At 27.7% G+C, this 19,563-nt stretch carries 18 protein-coding genes; 9 read left to right on the top strand and 9 right to left on the bottom strand.

What is annotated here, in order from left to right:
- Positions 1-225 precede the first annotated feature (225 nt).
- Positions 226-690 carry a crossover junction endodeoxyribonuclease RuvC gene (gene ruvC / locus ACBT_RS11695; protein ID WP_024775772.1) on the top strand — a complete coding sequence of 155 codons (465 nt, stop codon included), beginning with the start codon at positions 226-228 and terminating at the stop codon, positions 688-690.
- Positions 691-866: 176 nt separating this feature from the next.
- Here ruvC and ACBT_RS11690 read toward each other — a convergent pair whose 3' ends face one another.
- Positions 867-2,084 carry an IS110 family RNA-guided transposase gene (locus ACBT_RS11690; protein WP_024774266.1) on the bottom strand — a complete coding sequence of 406 codons (1,218 nt, stop codon included), beginning with the start codon at positions 2,082-2,084 and terminating at the stop codon, positions 867-869.
- A gap of 250 nt (positions 2,085-2,334) precedes the next feature.
- On the opposite strand from ACBT_RS11690, the gene purN reads away from it, so the two are divergent.
- Positions 2,335-2,922, top strand: a complete 588-nt coding sequence (purN, locus tag ACBT_RS11685; protein WP_024774267.1) for a phosphoribosylglycinamide formyltransferase — start codon at positions 2,335-2,337, stop codon at positions 2,920-2,922.
- Positions 2,923-2,932: 10 nt separating this feature from the next.
- On the opposite strand, the gene trpB is transcribed toward purN, so the two are convergent.
- The gene (gene trpB, locus ACBT_RS11680) at positions 2,933-4,135 is read right to left on the bottom strand and encodes a tryptophan synthase subunit beta (protein WP_034218394.1); all 1,203 of its coding nucleotides are present in this window, start codon (positions 4,133-4,135) and stop codon (positions 2,933-2,935) included.
- A gap of 64 nt (positions 4,136-4,199) precedes the next feature.
- Between trpB and ACBT_RS11675 the strand changes: the two genes are divergently transcribed.
- The 3 genes from ACBT_RS11675 to ACBT_RS11665 all read left to right on the top strand — a co-directional run bounded on the left by ACBT_RS11675 (position 4,200) and on the right by ACBT_RS11665 (position 8,079).
- Positions 4,200-5,492, top strand: coding sequence for a saccharopine dehydrogenase family protein (locus ACBT_RS11675; RefSeq protein WP_024774268.1), 1,293 nt, complete (start codon positions 4,200-4,202; stop codon positions 5,490-5,492).
- Between the two features lie 71 nt (positions 5,493-5,563).
- The gene (locus ACBT_RS11670) at positions 5,564-6,865 is read left to right on the top strand and encodes an aminotransferase class V-fold PLP-dependent enzyme (protein ID WP_024774269.1); all 1,302 of its coding nucleotides are present in this window, start codon (positions 5,564-5,566) and stop codon (positions 6,863-6,865) included.
- A 308-nt stretch (positions 6,866-7,173) separates the two neighbouring features.
- Entirely contained in the window at positions 7,174-8,079 is a 906-nt protein-coding gene (locus ACBT_RS11665; RefSeq protein ID WP_228130272.1) for a metallophosphoesterase, read from the top strand.
- Positions 8,080-8,121: 42 nt separating this feature from the next.
- On the opposite strand, the gene ACBT_RS11660 is transcribed toward ACBT_RS11665, so the two are convergent.
- The 7 genes from ACBT_RS11660 to typA all read right to left on the bottom strand — a co-directional run bounded on the left by ACBT_RS11660 (position 8,122) and on the right by typA (position 15,437).
- Positions 8,122-8,562 carry a bacteriohemerythrin gene (locus tag ACBT_RS11660; protein ID WP_024774271.1) on the bottom strand — a complete coding sequence of 147 codons (441 nt, stop codon included), beginning with the start codon at positions 8,560-8,562 and terminating at the stop codon, positions 8,122-8,124.
- Positions 8,563-8,628: 66 nt separating this feature from the next.
- Positions 8,629-9,675, bottom strand: coding sequence for a sulfate/molybdate ABC transporter ATP-binding protein (locus ACBT_RS11655; protein WP_024774272.1), 1,047 nt, complete (start codon positions 9,673-9,675; stop codon positions 8,629-8,631).
- Between the two features lie 11 nt (positions 9,676-9,686).
- Complete coding sequence (cysW, locus tag ACBT_RS11650) at positions 9,687-10,544, bottom strand: sulfate ABC transporter permease subunit CysW (protein ID WP_024774273.1); 858 nt, start codon at positions 10,542-10,544, stop codon at positions 9,687-9,689.
- Positions 10,541-11,395: a sulfate ABC transporter permease subunit CysT gene (gene cysT, locus ACBT_RS11645; protein WP_024774274.1), complete on the bottom strand. Its 855-nt coding sequence runs from the start codon at positions 11,393-11,395 to the stop codon at positions 10,541-10,543. The genes cysW and cysT overlap by 4 nt, the downstream gene beginning before the upstream one ends.
- A 152-nt stretch (positions 11,396-11,547) precedes the next feature.
- Positions 11,548-12,780 carry an EAL domain-containing protein gene (locus ACBT_RS11640; RefSeq protein WP_024774275.1) on the bottom strand — a complete coding sequence of 411 codons (1,233 nt, stop codon included), beginning with the start codon at positions 12,778-12,780 and terminating at the stop codon, positions 11,548-11,550.
- A 241-nt stretch (positions 12,781-13,021) separates the two neighbouring features.
- A complete protein-coding gene (locus ACBT_RS11635) occupies positions 13,022-13,480 on the bottom strand; it encodes an RrF2 family transcriptional regulator (protein ID WP_024774276.1) in 459 nt (152 codons plus the stop codon).
- A 142-nt stretch (positions 13,481-13,622) separates the two neighbouring features.
- On the bottom strand, positions 13,623-15,437 hold the full coding sequence (typA, locus tag ACBT_RS11630) for a translational GTPase TypA (protein ID WP_024774277.1): 1,815 nt from the start codon (positions 15,435-15,437) through the stop codon (positions 13,623-13,625).
- Between the two features lie 256 nt (positions 15,438-15,693).
- On the opposite strand from typA, the gene yedE reads away from it, so the two are divergent.
- From yedE to ACBT_RS11610, 4 genes are all read left to right on the top strand, one after another.
- Positions 15,694-16,890: a selenium metabolism membrane protein YedE/FdhT gene (yedE, locus tag ACBT_RS11625; RefSeq protein ID WP_024774278.1), complete on the top strand. Its 1,197-nt coding sequence runs from the start codon at positions 15,694-15,696 to the stop codon at positions 16,888-16,890.
- 9 nt (positions 16,891-16,899) lie between these two features.
- Positions 16,900-17,139, top strand: coding sequence for a sulfurtransferase-like selenium metabolism protein YedF (gene yedF / locus ACBT_RS11620; protein WP_024774279.1), 240 nt, complete (start codon positions 16,900-16,902; stop codon positions 17,137-17,139).
- A 109-nt stretch (positions 17,140-17,248) separates the two neighbouring features.
- A complete protein-coding gene (locus ACBT_RS11615) occupies positions 17,249-18,859 on the top strand; it encodes a phosphoethanolamine transferase (protein WP_024774280.1) in 1,611 nt (536 codons plus the stop codon).
- Positions 18,837-19,532 carry a phosphatase PAP2 family protein gene (locus ACBT_RS11610; RefSeq protein ID WP_024774281.1) on the top strand — a complete coding sequence of 232 codons (696 nt, stop codon included), beginning with the start codon at positions 18,837-18,839 and terminating at the stop codon, positions 19,530-19,532. Before ACBT_RS11615 ends, ACBT_RS11610 begins: the two co-directional genes overlap by 23 nt.
- Positions 19,533-19,563 lie beyond the last annotated feature (31 nt).

Here is a 19,563-nt window from a genome sequence, read left to right as displayed (position 1 = left end):
TTAATCCTAAACTCTTTTCTTGTAATGCTAAATATTATATCTAAATATTATATAAAATAGCTTCAAGAAAGCAAAAAGAGTATAGAATATTAAAAAATAATATATTGTTCACATAGTGAATAACTAGTGAATAATTTTTATCTTTAGATTAAATAAGTATCTAAAAATTCGATATAATCGGGTTTTTATTTATGTGAATAAAATAGTATACAAAAGAGTGAAATATTGAAAATATTAGGAATTGACCCAGGAACTAGAAACTGTGGTTATGCAATTATCGAAAAAAATGGAAGAGATTTAAAGCTTATTGAAGCTGGTTTAATTAAAATAAAAACTACAATTTTACAAGAACAAATTGTTGAGATGACAGAAGGTATAGATCTTATTTTTAAAACACATAAAATAGATCAAGTATCAATTGAAGATATGTTTTATGCTTTTAATCCAAAAACCGTTATAAAATTGGCCCAATTTAGGGGAGCAATAAGCCTTAAAATTTTACAAAATTATGGAAATTTTGCAGAATATACTCCTCTTCAAGTTAAACAAGCAGTAACAGGAAATGGAAAAGCTACAAAAGAGCAAGTTTCATTTATGGTTAAAAGGCTTTTAGGAATAAAAAAAGAGATAAAACCTCTTGATATAACAGATGCAATTGCAATTGCATTAACTCATGCTCAAAGATTATAAAAACCATCCTATAAAGAATAGCTTAAACGACTAGGCTATTTTTTAAGGCGTGCTTTATGGTTTGATTTTTTGAGCATTTTTTGAAATGTTCAAATGATCAAATTTAAAAATAATAATACATTTTGGTCAAAGTTCTATGAAAACTCATTGTTCTCACAAGTGTTAAACTAACAAGTTTACTTTTTATGTTGGATTAGTACTCTATATGGATTATATGCTTGGTTATATTTAAAAAGAGAATAGATAATAGATGCTAATTTTTTAGCAATAATTATCAATGCTTCTTTTTTGGATTTACCAGATGATACTTTGTCTCTAAAAAGTTTATGAAGTTCGTTATTATGTCTAACAGCTGATACTGCTGCCATATAAAGAGCATGTTTAGCTATGGGTATTCCTCTTTTAGCTAAAGTTCCAGTTGATAAAGATTTACCTGATTGATATAAAGTTGGATATAGACCTAAAAAACCTATGAAAGCTTTAGCTGATTCAAATCTTCTAAGGTCTCCACATTCTCCTAATATTGCTGTAACAGTTTTATTAGATACTCCAGGAATTGATTTAAGATTTTCAATATTACTTGAATCATCATCAAGTTGATTGTCTATAAGAATTTGAATTTGTTCTTCAACTTCATCTCTTTCTTGAATATAAAGCTCTAATATCTTAATATTAGTCTTGATCATTAAAGCTCTAGATTCATTTGCACGACCTGTATAAATAGAAGATTTAGCAAGTTCTATAAGATATTTTGCTTTTTCAAGATTAAAGCTATTACCTTTGATATGTCGAAAAATCTTAGTTAGCTTTTCTGGCGTAGCTTTTGAAATATCCATTGCGGTTGGGTAAGATTTAATGATCGCTATTGCAGTTTTGGTAAAGATATTTGGAAATACTTTTTCAATCTCTGGATTAACAGTAGCAACAACAGTTGTTATCTCTCTTTTAATAGTTTTTATTTTATCATCTAATGATTTTTTTAATCGATTTAAAACTTTTAAATTGTGATAATCTTCATTGCTAATATAACTAGCTTTGTATTTACCACTAGCAAGTAATTCAGCAATAACATAAGCATCTATTGAATCATTTTTAATCTTTTTAAGAGTAGAGAAATCTCTATACTTAGAAGTTTGATAAGAATTTAAAAGTATTACTTTATAATCTGCATCAGTAATATAACTATAGAAATTTTCACTAAATGCTCCAGTTGATTCTATACCAATAATAAAGTCATTCATATCTAATGATAGTTCAGCTAATCGTTTGAGTAGTTCTCTTAATCCTAATATATCACTATAAATCCAAAAAGGTTTGCAAGCTAACTCTTTTGCATCATCTAAAATACAAACATAGTGTTTGTCTTTAGCAATATCAACTCCAACATAATACATAATAATCCTCCATAATGTGATAGTTTAAAATCTCATAGCTTCGTGTTATAACAGGTAGAAAATATTTTTCTCCCGAGCATCCTATAGATGATTTAATAAAGCTAACACAAGACGTTTTATATGTAGGTATTTAAATCCTAAAAGGAAAAAAACTTGTTTATTATTAGCCTTTGTGAGAGCTATGAGTTTCATAGAACTTCAATCAATATTTTAAACTTTGATTGATAAATGTATTATACGAAGGAAAACAATGGAAAATAGAAAAAAAATTGGAATTTTAGCTTCATATAATGGTAGTGGTTTTGAAACTATTCAAAATGCAATTTTAAATGGAGTTTTAAATGCTGAAGTTTGTGTGGTAATTACAAATAACACAAATGCAGGAGTTTTAGAAAAAGCAAACAGATATGGAGTTGATAGTTTTGTAATAAATTCAAAGTTTTATCCAGATGAAAATCTTGATTTAAAAATAACTAAAATTCTAAAAGAATATAAATGTGATTATATTTTTTTATCTGGGTTTATGAAAAAAATAGAAAAGAATTTATTAGAAAATTTTCCTAAAAAAATAATAAATACACATCCTGCAATTTTACCATCAATTTATGGAGGAGCTGGAATGTACGGAAGTTTTGTACATCAAGCAGTTGTAAAAAATGGTGAAAAAAAATCTGGAGTAACTATTCATTATATTGACGAAAATTACGATGAAGGAGAAACAATTTTAATAAAAGAGTTAGAATTAAGTCCTAATGAAACAGCTGAAACTTTAGAAACAAAAATAAAAGATTTAGAAAAAATCGCTATTGTAGAAGCATTCAAAAAAGTTTTAGCATAAGCTAAAACTTTTAATTTCTTGGAAAATTTTCTATAATAAAATCTATATCTTTATCCCCTCTTCCACTAAGACTTACTAAAATTGATTTACCTTTATTCTCTTTTGCATATTTCATGGCAAAAGCTAAAGCATGAGAAGATTCAAGAGCGGGAATAATTCCTTCAAGTCTTGAAAGTGTATAAAATGCATCAACAGCTTCTTCATCTGTACAAAGACCTATTTTAGTTCTTCCAATACTATTTAAATAAGCATGCTCAGGTCCAACAGATGGATAATCTATTCCACTTGCAATTGAGTGAACAGGTGCAGCTTCACCTCTTTCATCTTTTAACATAATAGAATTAAATCCATGCATAATTCCCTCTTCTCCATAAGTTAAACTTGCACTATGTTCACCTAAATTTTGACCTTTCCCAGCTGGTTCAACAGCATATAATTCAACACTATCTTCAATAAATGCACTAAATATTCCCATTGCATTACTTCCACCACCAACGCAAGCTGTTACCATATCAGGAAGTTTACCAGTCATTTCTAAAAATTGTTCTTTTGCTTCAAATCCAATAACGCTTTGAAAATCTCTAACCATTTTTGGAAATGGATGAGGACCTACAACCGAACCAATTGCAAATATAGAGTTTTTTGTATCACTTAAATAACTTTCAAATGCACTATCAACTGCTTCTTTTAAAGTTTTAAGTCCTTTTGTTACTGGTACTACTTTTGCACCTAAAATTTTCATTTTTACAACATTTGGGTGTTCTTTTTTTATATCTACTTCACCCATATGTATTTCACACTCTAATCCAAAATATGCAGCTGCAGTTGCTAGGGCAACTCCATGTTGTCCAGCTCCTGTTTCTGCTATTAATTTCTTTTTACCTAAATATTTTGCTAAAAGTGCTTCGGCCATGCAGTGATTTAATTTATGTGCACCTGTATGATTTAAATCTTCTCTTTTTAAGTATATATTTCCACCAACGATATTTGATAAATTTTTTGCAAAATATACGGGTGTTGGTCTTCCTTGATAATATTTTCTAATTTTTTTTAATTCAGATAAAAATTCAAAATCTTTTGATAGTTTTTGATAGACTTCTTCAATCTCTTTGAACGGTTTTTGTAATTCTGGTGGGATATATGCTCCTCCAAATTTACCAAAATATCCATTTTCATTAGGAAAGTTATCTAAATAAGGTTTTTGTTTGTGCATATTAAGTACCTTTGAAATAAAATAGATAAATGTTATCATATTTTAAATAATTTTTGGGGGATTTATGAAAGTAGCTTTTTTTGGTGTAGGTGCTGTTTGTAGTGTTATTTCAACACTTTTGTGTGAGCAATCAAGTAAAAACTTGAAAAATTGTGTAGAGTTTTTATTTATAGTGAGAGATGAAAAAAAAGCGAGATTACATTTTTATAAAAATAGTGAGTTATTAGAAAATTCAAAATTTTTAGAAGTATCAAGTTTTGAAGAAATTTTTCATCATCCAATTAAATATAAAAAAGAGTTAGAAAACTATGATATATTCATTAATAGTTCAACACCATCATACAATATTGAAATTATGAATTTAGCTTTGGAATTTAATTCAAACTATGTTGATTTAGCGAGTGATATTTATAAAGATGAAGTTATAGATTCTTTAAAATTTGAACAACAAAAGCTTGAACAAGAGTTTAAAAATAAAAATCTTTTTGCTTTGATTAATTTAGGGGTTTCTCCAGGAATTACAAATTTTTTAATAGGTGAAAGAATTAACTCTTTACAAAATCTTCCTTATGAAGTAAAAATCACAAAATTAGAATTGAATCTTCTTGAAGAGATACAATCTAAAAAATTAATTTTTTCATGGTCACCGAAAGTAGCTATTGATGAATTAGCGTTTTCTCCTATTTTTTTTAAGAAAAATAATCCAAAAATTATAGAACCTTTTTCTAAATCGAAGTTTTATAAATTTCCTTATTTTAGAAATGTTGTAGAGGTATATCCAGTTTTTCAAGAGGAGTTAATATCTTTAAAACAAAGTTTTCCACAAATTGAAAATCTTAAATTGAATATTGGTGGAAATGAGCTTGAATTAATGAAAAATTTATATCAATTGAATCTTTTTTCAAATAAATATTGTTATGAAGATGAAAATGAAAAGATTTCGATAAATAGCATTATAAAAAATATTGTACCAAAGATGAAAAGTCCAGAAATTATAGAAGATTATATAAAAAAGAAGACTATAAAATATGCTGAATTTAGTGCTATTGCTGATATATATTTAGAAATTTCACATCCAGATAAAAAGAAAAAAATTAAAAGTATTGAATCAATTGGATTATCTTTTAGTAAATATCCAGAACTTTTAAAAACTCCATATTCTGGTTCTACTTATGTATCATATCCAACAGGTATTGGAGCAGGAATTCTTATTTTTTATTCATATATGAAAAAAGAGCTTTTAAATGGTGTAATTTTGAGTGAAAACCTTCCAAAAATTTTTGGAAATAGTGTTAATGATATTATAAAAAGAGAGTTAAGTAGCTATAAAATAAATATTTATAATTTGATTAAATAGTTCTAAAATACAAATAAGATAAAATTATCTTTTATATAAATATAATAAATAATTTTAACAAGAAGAGTTTTATGCAAAAAGATATTTTTAGACCGTTTTTAAATGAAAATATAGATGTTTTAAATTTTCTAAGATATAACACAATAGGTAAAAATAAAGATAAATATTTTGATTTCACAGCATCAGGTTTAGCTTTTAGACAAATAGAAAATAGAGTTCATGAGGTTTTAGAAACTTATGCAAATACTCATTCAAAAGAGTCTTCAAATGCCAAAGTTACAACACATTATTATGAGCAAGCTAGAGAAAATTTAGCAAAGAATTTTGAATTAACTGATGATTTTACAATTCTTCCTAGTGGTTGTGGTTCAACTGCAGCTATAAAACATTTTCAAGAGCTTTTAGGACTTTATATCCCACCCGCAACAAAAAAGAGATTTGGTTATAAAAAAGATAAAAAAAATGTTCCTTTAATAATAGTTGGTCCATATGAGCATCATTCAAATGAGTTATCTTTTAGAGAATCTTTGGCAAATGTAAAAAGAGTTAAATTAACTGATGATGGTTTAATTGATTTAAAACATTTAAAAAAGATTTTAGAAAATAATAAAGATAAAGAAATAATTGCATCTTTTTGTATAGCTTCAAATGTGAGTGGAATAATAACTCCATACAAAAAGATATCAAAAATTTTACGTAAATATAATGCTCTTATATGTTTTGATGCCGCAGCTTCAAGTCCTTATATGAATATTCCTTGTAAATATTATGATGCTATGTTTGTATCTTCTCATAAGCTTTTAGGGGGGCCTTCTTCTTGTGGGTTACTTATAATTAAAAAATCTTTGATAGATACTTCATTAGCACCTACATTTAGTGGTGGTGGAACTGTAAAATATGTAAATAAAAAGTCTCAAATTTATGAAGATAAGATTGAACTCAGAGAAGATGCAGGAACACCACCTATATTGCAGTTAATTAGATCATCTTTAGCTTATCAACTTAGAAATGAAATTGGATTTGAATTTATAAAGCAAAGAAAAGATGAGCTTTTAAAATATCTTTTAGAAGAGTTAAAATCTATTCCAAATTTAGTTATTTATGGAAATCAAGAAGTTGATAATATAGGAATAGTATCTTTTAATATAAAAGGTTTTAATCCATACTCTCTTTGTGAAAAGCTTTCAAATAACGGTAATTTTCAAACTAGAGCTGGATGTTCATGTGCAGGACCATATGGACATGATTTATTAGGTCTTAAAAAAGTATCTATGAAAAATCGGCCAGGGTGGCTTAGAGTTGGAGTTCATTATATGCAAACAAAGGAGGATATAAAGGCTTTAGTTGATGAAATAAAGAGTAATTTAGTTTAAAATCTCATATATTTTATATAATGATAACAAACTATTAATATTCTATTTAAAAACTATTAACTAAAACTTTTTATAATTTCTTTATGAGTTTTATGATTTTTTTCTTGGTTTATTTTATAGCCTTCTCCTTTCAGACCTATATTATAAAAACAAGGTTTATAAATAAACTAGATTTTAATTATAAAACTAGAAAGTATTTTAGCTTTGTATTATATTTAACATTTTTTGGTGCTTTGATGTACCCTTTGGCTAGATACTTTCCTGTGGTGCCTAACTGGCTCTATTTTCTCCTTTCCCTACCAATTGGGGTGATTTTTTTAACATTTATTATTGCCATTTTTCACGAAATCATCTCATTTGGTATTAAAAAAACAAAATATACAAAAAATCGTAGGGAATTCTTTAAAAAATCACTTGATATAGCTGCAACTTCAGTTATCTTAGCTACTAATGCAAAAGCGATGGATAATGCTAGAAATATAGAATTAGAAGTAGTTGATGTAGAAATCAAAAACTTAAAAGATAGATATAAAATTATACAACTAAGTGATATTCATATTGGTGGTTTGATAGATAAACACTTTATAAAAGATTTAGTCTCAAAGGTAAATATCTTAGGTGCTAATTTAGTTGTAATAACTGGTGACTTAGTGGATACTAAATTAGAGTTCGCAAAAGATGCTTTAGATGAATTAAAAAATTTAAAATCAATTTATGGTACATATTTTATTGTGGGAAATCATGAATATTTTCATGGAGTTTCACCAATAATAGATTATGTAAATAGTCTAGGAATAAAAGTTTTAGAAAATGAATCAGTTTATATTGGCGATAAAAATAGTGGTTTTAATTTAGCAGGAGTTTATGATAGATTTGGTTTTAGATATGGTTCTTATAAACCAGATATCACTAAAGCATTAAAAGATTGTGTTGATTCACCTACTGTACTTCTTGCACATCAACCAAAATATATAAAAGATTTAGAAAATACAGATAATATTGATTTAATTTTATGTGGACATACACATGGTGGGCAGATTTTTCCCTTTAATTTTTTAGTAAAGCTTGAACAACCATATGTAAAAGGTTTAAATCAACACGATGAAACAACTCAAGTTTATGTAAATAAAGGAACAGGGTTTTGGGGACCACCAATGAGACTTGGTGCTAGTAGTGAGATAACTATTTTAAATTTAAAAGAGGCAAGAGCTTAACTCTTTGCCTCTTATTTAATATTTATAAATTTTTTGGCTTAATTAAAGCATACCACAAGGGCTCATTCCTGTCTTAAAAAATCTAGCAGTTACAGTATCCATACTTTTAATATGATTTATTAACCAGTTTATTAAATCATATTCTATATAGTTTTTCAAAGCTTTAATATCTTTGTTTGATTCAAACTCTTGCCATAGAGCTTTGATATCACTTAGATTTTTGTCATGCTCACCTTTATGAAAAGGGTATGCAAAAAAACCTTTTTTTTGCATCTCTTCTTCCTCTGTTGCAAAGTGTTGAATAGTATGGTCTACCCATTGATTATAGATACTTTTTAATTTGTCAAAATTTTCAATATTTTGATTTTGTTCAAAATTTTCTATATTTAAATAAATTTCATTTATTAAATCAATATCTTCAAAGTGAGTATTATTCATAAAATCAACATCAACTAAAGGTAGAACATTTTTATCTATTAACATTTTTGATTCCTAAAATTTTTTCACATTTTATTGAATAACTATAAAATTTATATTGATAAAAATCAATTAGATTCCTGCTCCATCTTCAAAACTTCTTAGTTTTCTAGTTCTAATTCCTACAATATCGCCTTTTTGAATATTTTTTTCATTAAATTCATAATGAGGCATTTCAACTAAAACAACTCTTTTATCATCATTTAAATAAGTTAATTCAACTTTTACAAATGAACCAGCTAGTTGAATATATTTAACTTTTGCTTGAATAATTGCATCTTTGTCATTTACAGAAACTATTTCTAACTCATGAGGTCTAATTAAATATTTATTATCAGTTGGTTCTTCTAGTGCAGATGAATTTTCTATTTCTCTTGCATGAAATAGATTTACATTTCCTAGAAAGTTTATCACAAATTCATTACTTGGATTATGAAAAACTTCTTCAGGAGTTCCTATTTGTTCTATTTTCCCTTTATTTATTACGACAATTCTATTTGCAACCTCAAGAGCCTCTTCTTGGTCATGAGTTACTAAAATTGTAGTAATTCCAAGCTCTTCTTGAAGCTCTTTTAGCCATCTTCTTAAATCAGTTCTCACTTTTGCATCAAGTGCTCCAAATGGTTCATCAAGTAATAAAACTTTTGGTTCAACTGCAAGTGCACGAGCGAGTGCAACTCTTTGTCTTTGACCACCTGAAAGTTGCCAAGGAAATCTTGATGCAAAACCATCTAGTTGGATTAATTTTAAAAGTTTTGTCACTTTTTCTTCTATTTTTTTGTTGCTTAATCTCTCTTTTTTAGGTTTTACTCTAAGACCAAAAGCAATGTTTTCAAAAACAGTCATATGTTTAAATAGTGCATAGTGTTGAAATACAAAACCTATATCTCTATCCCCAATATCTTTTTTTGCAACATCAATATTATTAAATAAAATTTCACCTTTATCAGTGTCATCTACTGTTTCAAGTCCTGCAATCATTCTTAATAGTGTAGTTTTCCCACTTCCCGATGGTCCTAATAGTGCAAGTAGTTCACCTTCAACTATGTCTAAATTTATATTTTCTAAAGCTGTAAAGTTTCCAAAATATTTTGTTAAATTTTTTACTTCAATTTTCATAATTTATCCTACTATTCATTTTCTAATTTTTTTATTCTTCTTTGAACTTTCCACTCTAAGATATATTTTAATACCAAAGTTAAAAGTGCAAGTATTGCTAAAAGTGTTGAAACAGCAAATGCTGCAACAAAGTTATATTCGTTATATAAAATCTCAACTTGTAATGGCATAGTATTTGTAATTCCTTGGATATGTCCAGAAACAACTGAAACAGCTCCAAATTCTCCCATTGCTCTTGCATTACATAATATTACCCCATAAAGAAGTCCCCATTTTATATTTGGCAAGGTAACTTTCCAAAATGTTTGAAAACCGCTAGCTCCTAAAAGAAGTGCTGCTTGTTCTTCATCATTTCCTTGTTCTTGCATTAAAGGAATTAATTCTCTTGCAACAAATGGAAAAGTTACAAATATAGTTGCTAACACAATTCCTGGAACTGCAAATATAATTTGTATATCATTCTCAATTAACCAGTGTCCAAACCAACCTTGTGCTCCAAAGAGTAAAACATATACAAAACCCGAAATAACTGGACTTACGGCAAATGGTAAATCAATTAAAGTTATTAAAAAGCTTTTTCCAAAGAATGAATATTTTGCAATTGCCCAAGATGCACAAACTCCGAAAATTAAATTTAGTGGAACAGCAATAGCTGCTGTTATTAAAGTTAATTTAATGGCCTGTAAAACATACTCATCTTCAAAAGAGATAAAATATGCTTCTATTCCTTTTCTAAAAGCCTCTGCAAATATAGTAATTAGTGGAATAACTAGCATAACCATTAAAAAAGTTATAGCTGTACCTATTAATAAATATTTAACAATTTTTGATTCATCTAATGATGTTTTTGAATTACTTCGTGTTTTCATATTGCCTCCATTCCTCTTCTTCTTGAACTCCATCTTTGGAGTATATTAATCAATAATAACATTACGAAAGAGATTAATAACATCACAACTGCAATTGCTGTAGCACCTGCAAAATCATACTGTTCAAGTTTTGTAATAATTAAAAGAGTACTTATCTCTGTTTTAAATGGCATATTTCCAGCTATAAAAACAACAGAACCATATTCACCTAAAGCTCTTGCAAACGAAAGAGCAAAACCAGTCAATAGTGCTGGAAATATTGTTGGCAAAATAACTTTATAAAATGTTTGCCATCTTGATGCTCCCAAACTAGCACTTGCCTCTTCTTGCTCTATTTGAATCTCTTCAAGAGCTGGTTGGATAGTTCTTACTACAAAAGGAAGACCAATAAATATTAATGCAATTGTTATTCCAATAGGTGTGAATACTATTTTTATTCCTAGAGGCTCTAAAAATTGTCCAAACCATCCTTGAGATGAATAAAGTGTTGTAAGAGCAATACCTGAAACAGCTGTTGGTAGCGCAAAAGGTAAATCAACTATTGCATCAAAAACTCTTTTTCCAAAAAATGTATATCTAACTAAACACCAAGCAACAATCAAACCAAAAAAAGTATTTACCATTGCTGCTATTAATGAAGTTACAAATGTTAGTTTATAACTTGCAACTACTCTTGGGTCAGTTGTCGCATTTATAAAAGCATCCCATCCTAAACTGAATGCTTCTGTAAAAAGAGCAATTAAAGGGATAATTACAATAATACTAAGATAAAAAACTGTATATCCCATAGTAAGACCAAAACCAGGTATTGGTGATTTGGTTCTTTTTAATATTCCAAAATTAATTCTCATAATAAGAACTCCTAATATAATCTTCATAAGATAGATGATATATAAAAATATCAAAAAAAATGTAGGCGATAATCTATCACCTACTAAATTGGTGAAAGTATATTATATTTTATTAATTTTGTCAAGATGAAAAAGAGAATTTAAAAAATAATTTATTTTTTATTATTTATAAACTCTTTTAAGCTATCAATATTTTTTGGTTCATCAAACAAATAACCTTGAAAATAATCAATTTCTAATTCTTTACAAACTTTAAATATATCTTTTGATGATACAAATTCGGCAACCGTTTTCATTCCAACTTTTTTTGAAAAAAAGACTATCGCTTCTATAACTGCTTTTGCTGTTTTTGATTTATTTATATCTTGAATTATTGAACCATCAATTTTTATAAAGTCTGCTTGAAGTTTAACTAAATAAGAGAAATTTGAGTATCCAGTTCCAAAATCATCTATGGCTATTTTTACTCCTAAATTTTTAACAATTTTAATAAAAGAAATTACTTCTTCAAGGTTATCTATACCTTCACTTTCTGTTATTTCAATAGTTAAAAAGTACCCAATATCATATTCATATATTTTTTGTATTAAAAAATCAACAACTTCTTTTTCTAATATATCACTAATTGATAGATTTATACTAAATTCAATACTTTTACCTTCGAAGAATTCAAATGATTTTTGAATAACTTTTTTTGTGATTTCACTATAAAGATTAATTCTTTTCGCTCTATCAATAAAAAAATATGGAGATATAATATCTCCTTTTGAATCTTTCATTCTTACTAATATTTCATATTTTTTTTCTTGTTGATTACTAATTGATTGAGCAAATATTTCAAATTTATCTTTTTTTACAGCTTGAATTATTTGAGTTTCCCAGTATAAGTCTTGTTCAATTGTTGATGAGTTTGGATGAGAAATTTGATGTTGTTCACTATCATAAATTACTAAATTGTGTTTTAATACTCTTGTTTGTTTTAAAGCAAATTCTGCACTAAAAATTAGATTTGAATAATTTATTGCAACCCCAGCTCTTAAAGGTATGTAGATTTTGTAATGCTCTAATTCTATTGGAGAGTAGCCAAAATACCAAATTATAGATTTAATGGTTTGAATAAATCTATCTTTTGATACTTCAATACTAGATGCAGCAGCAAAGATATCTGCCCCTAAATAATATATTTTACTATTTAAAAATTTGTCTTCTAGTCTTAGAAAAACCAAATTTAAAACTTTTTCTCCAATTTGGTAACCATAATAATGGTTTATGTTCCCAAATCCACTTATATCAAATATAACTAGTTTATTAAATAATTTTTTGTCAATATCATTTATAAACTCTTTTCTATTTGAAAAGAGACTATTTTTTGTTATTTCTTCCATTTTTGTATCTATAAATTAAATCAAATGTTCTAAGATTATCAAAATGTATTTTTGTGCATTTTTTCAATTAATAAAACATTATTTATAAAGATTATATAAATCTTACCAATTTTTTGTTAGAAAATCTATCATCTACTAAATTGGTGAAATTATAATGAATTTAACCTTTTATTTCAATAATAACTAAAGTAAATGAGGAAATTAATTACAAAGTATCTAAGGTAAAGATACTTTATAATTTTTAAATTCCCAATCCACCTACAAATTCTTCTTTTAATACATCTTCTTTTGTTACAGGGGCTTGCCCTAAACAAGAAGCAATTGTTGTTTTATCTAAGATTTGAGCAGTTAAATTCCTAATATTTAAGAATACTCTTCTAAAATAACACTTACCTTCTTGACTACATGGTTCATAACTTGACACTGAAACGCATGATATCATTGCTATCATTCCTTCAAAATATCTAATTACCTCTCCTAAAGTTATTTCATTAGCATCTTTTGCTAAAACATAACCTCCATAACGACCAGGAATACTTTTAACCCACCCTACTTTATTCATTTCAAGCATGATATTTTCTAAAAATCTTCTTGGAACGTCAACTGATTCAGATAATTCTCTTATTGATATTAAATTATCTGCTGCAGCTATTGCAAATAGAGCTCTTAGCGCATAATCCGTTTTTTTTGATACTTTCATATTTATCACCTACCTAATTGATAAATTATATTTGATTTTTATTTTTGTGTCAAGAATATATTACAAATAAAAAAAGGAAAGAAACAATTTGCTTCTCTCCTTTTTTTTATATTTTACTTTCGTAAAATTTATTTAGAAAAAATTATGAATTTTTCTCTTTTTTTGCAGTTCTTTTTCTAACTGTTGGATCAAGTTCTCTTTTTCTTATTCTTATAGATACAGGAGTAACTTCAACAGCTTCGTCTTCTTCAATCCACTCTAAAGCATTTTCTAAAGACATAGTTCTTGGTGGGATAAGTTTAATAGCTTCATCAGCTCCAGAAGATCTTACATTTGATTGTTGTTTCCCTTTAATAGGATTTACATCTAAATCATTATCTTTAGCATGTTGTCCTACAACCATACCAATATATACTTTATCTTGAGGTTTTATAAACATAACTCCTCTATCTTGTAAGTTAAAAATTGAGTAAGCTAACGCTTCTCCATTTTCCATAGAAACTAGTGCTCCATACTTTCTACTTTCAACTGTACCAGAGTATGGTCTAAACTCTAAGAATGAGTGATTCATAACACCCTCTCCTCTAGTTTCAGTTAAGAATTCTGTTCTAATACCGATTAATCCTCTTGCTGGAATTTCGAACTCTAATCTAGTAGAACCTTCTCCCATTGGAACCATATTTGTCATAACAGCTTTTCTTTTTCCAAGTTTTTCAATAATAGCACCACTAAATTCATCTGGAGTATCGATTACTAAATGCTCAAATGGCTCCATTTTAATACCATTTTCTTCTCTAATGATAACTTCAGGTCTTCCTATACAGAATTCAAAACCTTCTCTTCTCATATTTTCAGCTAAAATAGTAACCTGAAGCTCACCTCTTCCATTTACTTTAAATTTACCTTCACCAATTTGCTCATAACTCATAGCAATATTTGTGTTCATTTCAGCTTTTAATCTCTCATCAATTTTGTTTGAAGTTACGAATTTCCCTTCAGTTCCTGCTAATGGAGAGTCATTTACAGAGAATGTAACAGATAAAGTTGGTTCTTCAATATGCATAGGATCAAGTGGCATTGGATTTGTTGGATCACATAAAGAATCCCCAACATCAATAGTTTCAAATCCAGCAACTGCAACAATATCCCCAGAACCAGCAGTTTTAATATCGAATCTATCCATTCCTTTAAATCCAATAAGCTTAGATACTCTTCCTTTTATTTTTTCTCCATCAGCTTTACATAATAAAACTGTTTCACCTTGAGAAATAGTACCATTAAAAATTCTAGCAATACCAATTTTTCCAATAAAGTTATCATAATCTAGAGTAAATACTTGAAGTTGTAATCCATTTTCATCAGCTCCTTGAGGTTTTGGAACTTCTTTTAAAATAGTGTCATATAATGGTTTGAAATCCATATTTCCATCATTTACATCATATCTTGCAAGACCATCCCTTGCAGCTGCATAAATAACTGGGAATTCTAATTGTTCTTCAGTTGCATCCATTTGTGCAAAAAGGTCAAATACCTCATCAACAACTCTATCTGGTTCAGCAGCTGGTTTATCTATTTTGTTTACTACAACAATTGGTCTATGCCCTAAAGATAATGCTTTTTTAACAACGAATTTTGTTTGAGGCATTACTCCCTCTTGTGCATCAACTAGTAATAAAACAGAATCAACCATTTTTAAAACCCTCTCAACTTCTCCACCAAAATCGGCGTGTCCCGGAGTGTCAATAATATTAATTCTTACACCTTCATAGTCAATTGCTGTATTTTTTGAAAGGATTGTAATACCTCTTTCTTTTTCGATTGCATTACTATCCATAACTCTTTCATCTACATTTTGGTGTGCTGAAAATGTACCACTTTGTTTTAAAAGTTGGTCTACTAGAGTAGTTTTTCCATGGTCAACGTGAGCAATAACTGCTATATTTCTAATGTCTCTCATACTTCTTCTTTATTTAAAATTTTCGCGGATTATATCTAAAAAAAACTTAGATTTTTATAATAGCTTAAAATATGGTTAAACAAAAAATAAATATGGTAAAAATATTTTTACTCTTTTTAGAACAAATTAATATATAGTTTGTTAAACTCCGTTTTTAAGGTTTGCGGAGCAAACAGACTAGACTTCATATATAAATTTCATTTCTTTTACGAAGAGAGTCAATCACTTTTATTTTATTATTGTTAGGAAGCAAAATATGGAATTTTTGCAAAATCTAAGACAAAACTATTTTACAAAGTTTTGGAAACCAGTTCCAGCTGTTATAGCTCTTGGAATTTTAAGTGCTTATTATTTTGGAATAACTGGTACTTATTGGGCAGTTACTGGAGAGTTTACTAGATGGGGTGGACATTTTTTACAACTTTTTGGAGTTGATGTATCATCTTGGGGATATTATAAGCTTATGAGTATAGAAGGGAATATATTCACAAGAGTAGATGGGGTAATGATTATTGGAATGTTTGCAGGTTGTATTGTTGCAGCATTTTGGGGAAATAATGTAAAGTTTAGAATGCCTGTAAATAGAATTAGAGTTTATCAAGCTCTTATTGGTGGAATAATTGCTGGATTTGGAGCAAGACTTGGTATGGGATGTAACTTAGCTAGCTTTTTTACAGGAATACCACAATTTAGTTTTCATGCTTGGATTTTTACAGCTTTTATGATGGTAGGAGTTTATTTTGGAGTAAAAGTTGCATTAAGTCCATTTTTACAGTCAAAGATTAAAATGCAAAAAGTTTCTTGTTCAAAAAATTTACCTCATGATGAAGTGAAGGTAAAAAACTTTTTTACATTAGGAACAATCGCATTTATATTAATAATCCTTTATGCACTGTATTTAATTTTCATTGCAAATAGTCCAAAACTTGGTATGGCAGCACTTTTTGGAGCATCATTTGGACTTATTATTGCGAAAGCACAAGTTTGTTTTACATCTGCATTTAGAGATATATTTACAACAGGAAGAAGTGAATTAGCTATTGCAATTATTATAGGGATGGTTGTTGCAACTTTAGGAGTATTCACATATTTAAATATGGGTGCAGCACCTAAGATATTTTGGACAGGACCAAATGTCGTTATTGGTGGATTACTTTTTGGTTTTGGAATAGTTATTGCTGGTGGTTGTGAATGTGGATGGATGTATAGAGCTGTTGAAGGACAAGTTCATTTTGCAATTGTTGGAGTTGGAAATATAATTGGTGCAACTTTATTAGCTTTTGTTTGGGATGATATAAGCCCTACTCTTGCAACATCTTGGCCAAAAATAAACCTTCTTCAAAGTTTTGGTAATTATGGTGGATTAATTGCAAATTATGGGTTACTTCTACTATTTTTTATAGTAATTCTAGTTTTAGAAAAAAAATATTTAAACAAATCAAGAAATAGATAAGGAAAACATATGGAAAATAAAGAAATAATTCCAGATTATAGAATCGATATGCAAGGTGAACCTTGTCCATATCCTGCAATTAATACACTTGAAGCTATGAAAGAATTAAATGCAGGTGAAATTTTAGAGATTATTAGTGATTGTCCACAAAGTATAAATAATATTCCAATAGATGCAAAAAATCATGGATATAAAGTACTTTTAATAGATAGTGATGGACCAACTATTAGATATCTTTTACAAAAATGAAGTAGTAATGTTACTACTTCATTTAATTCTTGACAATTACTTTACAATTTATTAGGCTTTTATTAATTATTTATTGCTAATATTCTTATATTTTTATAAGGAAAACTGCGTGTTAAGACTTTCTCAAAGTAAATTAATTGTTATTAGTGCAATATATTTTACTCTATTTTATAATTACAAATTTTTTAAAGATTTGTTTAATACTTATGGCTTCTCAGGTTCAAATATTTTATATTTTTTATCGACTGCTATTGTATTAACTTCTTTAATTATCTTTTTGCTAACTTTATTTAGTTCAAAATATACAACAAAACCTATATTAATGACTCTTTTTATAGTTTCAGCTTTTACAGCTTATTTTATGGATAGCTATAGTGTTGTTATTGATACGGAGATGATTAGAAACAGTTTACAAACAAGTTTTAAAGAATCTGCTGATTTATTTAGTTTTAGGTTGGTACTTTATGTAATCTTTTTGGCTATTTTGCCAGCATATATTGTTTATAAAACTAGAATAAATTATAAATCATTTAAAGGTGAGTTACTATCTAAAATTAAAACTATAATTTTATGTTTGGTAGTTATCCTTGTTATTGTTTTTAGTTTTTCTAAATTTTATACATCTTTTTTTAGAGAACATAAACCTCTAAGATATAATATAAATCCTATTTATTGGATGTATAGCATAGGAAATTATGCTAATAAAACTTTAGATACAGCACCTACACAAATAAAAGATATTGGTTTAGATTCAAAAGTAGTTGAAGAAAAAAATGAACCAAAAGAATTAATCATTTTAGTTGTTGGAGAAACTGCAAGAGCAGATAGATTTTCATTAAATGGTTATTCAAAAGAGACAAATCCATTATTAAAACAAGAAGAACTTGTAAGTTTTACAAATATGTCTTCATGTGGAACATCAACAGCTCATTCTGTTCCTTGTATGTTTTCTATTTTCCCAAAAGATGACTATAGTTATAAAAAAGGAGCAACAACAAAAAATGTTTTAGATGTTTTAAGTAACACTCAAGATATTGCTATTTTGTGGAGAGATAATAACTCTGATTCAAAAGGTGTTGCATTAAGAGTTGATTACGAAGATTATAAAACACCGGAAAAAAATACAATTTGCAACGAAGATGAGTGCAGAGATGAAGGTATGCTAGTTGGTCTTGAAGATTATATTGAAAAGAATAAAGGTAGAGATATTTTAATTGTTCTTCATCAAATGGGAAACCATGGACCCGCTTATTATAAAAGATATCCAAAAGAGTTTGAGAAATTTACACCTGTATGTAAAACAAATCAGTTAGAAAACTGTACAGAAGAAGAGATAGGTAATGCCTATGACAATGCAATTTTATATACTGATTATTTTTTATCAAAAGCTATAAATTTCTTAAAAAAATATTCAAATACTCATGAAGCAGGATTGTTATATGTATCTGATCATGGTGAGAGCTTAGGAGAAAATGGAATATATCTTCATGGTATGCCTTATGCAATAGCTCCAAAAGCACAAACACATGTTGCTTCTTTAATTTGGTTAGATAATGGACAGATGGCTCATGAGTATGATAGAAGTAAAATAAAACAAAATAAAGATAAAGAGTATTCACATGATAATTTATTTGATACTCTTTTAGGACTTTTTGAAGTAAAAACAGAAGTATATAAAAAAGAATTGGATATTTTAAATGAATCTAGAATCGAGCACTAAGCAAATTATATATACAGCGCTACTTCTTTGCGCTGTGATTTTACTATTTCAATTTACAGATTTTGATGTAAAATTTCAATCACTTTTTTATGATTTTGAAACAAAATCTTGGTTTATTAACAGAAAAGATGCTATTTTGAAATTTTTCTTTTATGATGGATTCAAAAAATTGTTTATTATTTTTTCCAATATCATTTTAGTTTTAGCAATTCTTTCTTTTATAAAAAGATTTAAATTACTTCACAGTTATAAAAAAGGTTTAGTAATCTTATCTTTAAGTACAATCTTAGTACCTTCATTGGCTTCTTTAAAAAGTATTACTAATGTACCTTGTCCTAATGAAATTGTGGATTTTGGTGGAAAATCTATTGATGTAAGAATCTTAGAATCTTTTCCTAAAGATTATGTTCAAGAAAAAAAATTTAGATGTTGGCCAGCTGGTCATGCAACAATGGGGTTTTCTTTGATGGCTCTATACTTTTTCTTTAAAAATCCAAGAAATCAAAAAATTGCCTTAACTTTTGCAATAACAGTTGGAGTATTAACTGGAGGATATAAAATATTAATTGGTGACCACTTTTTAAGTCATACATTAGTTACAATGTTATTGGCTTGGTTAATTATATTAATTATAAATAAATTTGTAAATAAATTGTCAATCTTTAAAACATAGTATCTTGAAACTATTCTTGTAACATTCTAAA

This window comes from Aliarcobacter cibarius (assembly GCF_013372265.1).
Taxonomy (GTDB): Bacteria; Campylobacterota; Campylobacteria; order Campylobacterales; family Arcobacteraceae; genus Aliarcobacter; species Aliarcobacter cibarius.
This window is presented reverse-complemented; position numbering and strand designations above follow the sequence as displayed.

Coding starts and splice junctions, on each gene's coding strand:
- ACBT_RS11690 (WP_024774266.1), bottom strand. CDS start 2,084: ATGTATTATGTTGGAGTTGATATTGCTAAAGACAAACACTATGTTTGT.
- purN (WP_024774267.1), top strand. CDS start 2,335: ATGGAAAATAGAAAAAAAATTGGAATTTTAGCTTCATATAATGGTAGT.
- trpB (WP_034218394.1), bottom strand. CDS start 4,135: ATGCACAAACAAAAACCTTATTTAGATAACTTTCCTAATGAAAATGGA.
- ACBT_RS11675 (WP_024774268.1), top strand. CDS start 4,200: ATGAAAGTAGCTTTTTTTGGTGTAGGTGCTGTTTGTAGTGTTATTTCA.
- ACBT_RS11670 (WP_024774269.1), top strand. CDS start 5,564: ATGCAAAAAGATATTTTTAGACCGTTTTTAAATGAAAATATAGATGTT.
- ACBT_RS11660 (WP_024774271.1), bottom strand. CDS start 8,562: ATGTTAATAGATAAAAATGTTCTACCTTTAGTTGATGTTGATTTTATG.
- ACBT_RS11655 (WP_024774272.1), bottom strand. CDS start 9,675: ATGAAAATTGAAGTAAAAAATTTAACAAAATATTTTGGAAACTTTACA.
- cysW (WP_024774273.1), bottom strand. CDS start 10,544: ATGAAAACACGAAGTAATTCAAAAACATCATTAGATGAATCAAAAATT.
- cysT (WP_024774274.1), bottom strand. CDS start 11,395: ATGAGAATTAATTTTGGAATATTAAAAAGAACCAAATCACCAATACCT.
- ACBT_RS11640 (WP_024774275.1), bottom strand. CDS start 12,780: ATGGAAGAAATAACAAAAAATAGTCTCTTTTCAAATAGAAAAGAGTTT.
- ACBT_RS11635 (WP_024774276.1), bottom strand. CDS start 13,480: ATGAAAGTATCAAAAAAAACGGATTATGCGCTAAGAGCTCTATTTGCA.
- typA (WP_024774277.1), bottom strand. CDS start 15,437: ATGAGAGACATTAGAAATATAGCAGTTATTGCTCACGTTGACCATGGA.
- yedE (WP_024774278.1), top strand. CDS start 15,694: ATGGAATTTTTGCAAAATCTAAGACAAAACTATTTTACAAAGTTTTGG.
- yedF (WP_024774279.1), top strand. CDS start 16,900: ATGGAAAATAAAGAAATAATTCCAGATTATAGAATCGATATGCAAGGT.
- ACBT_RS11610 (WP_024774281.1), top strand. CDS start 18,837: ATGAATCTAGAATCGAGCACTAAGCAAATTATATATACAGCGCTACTT.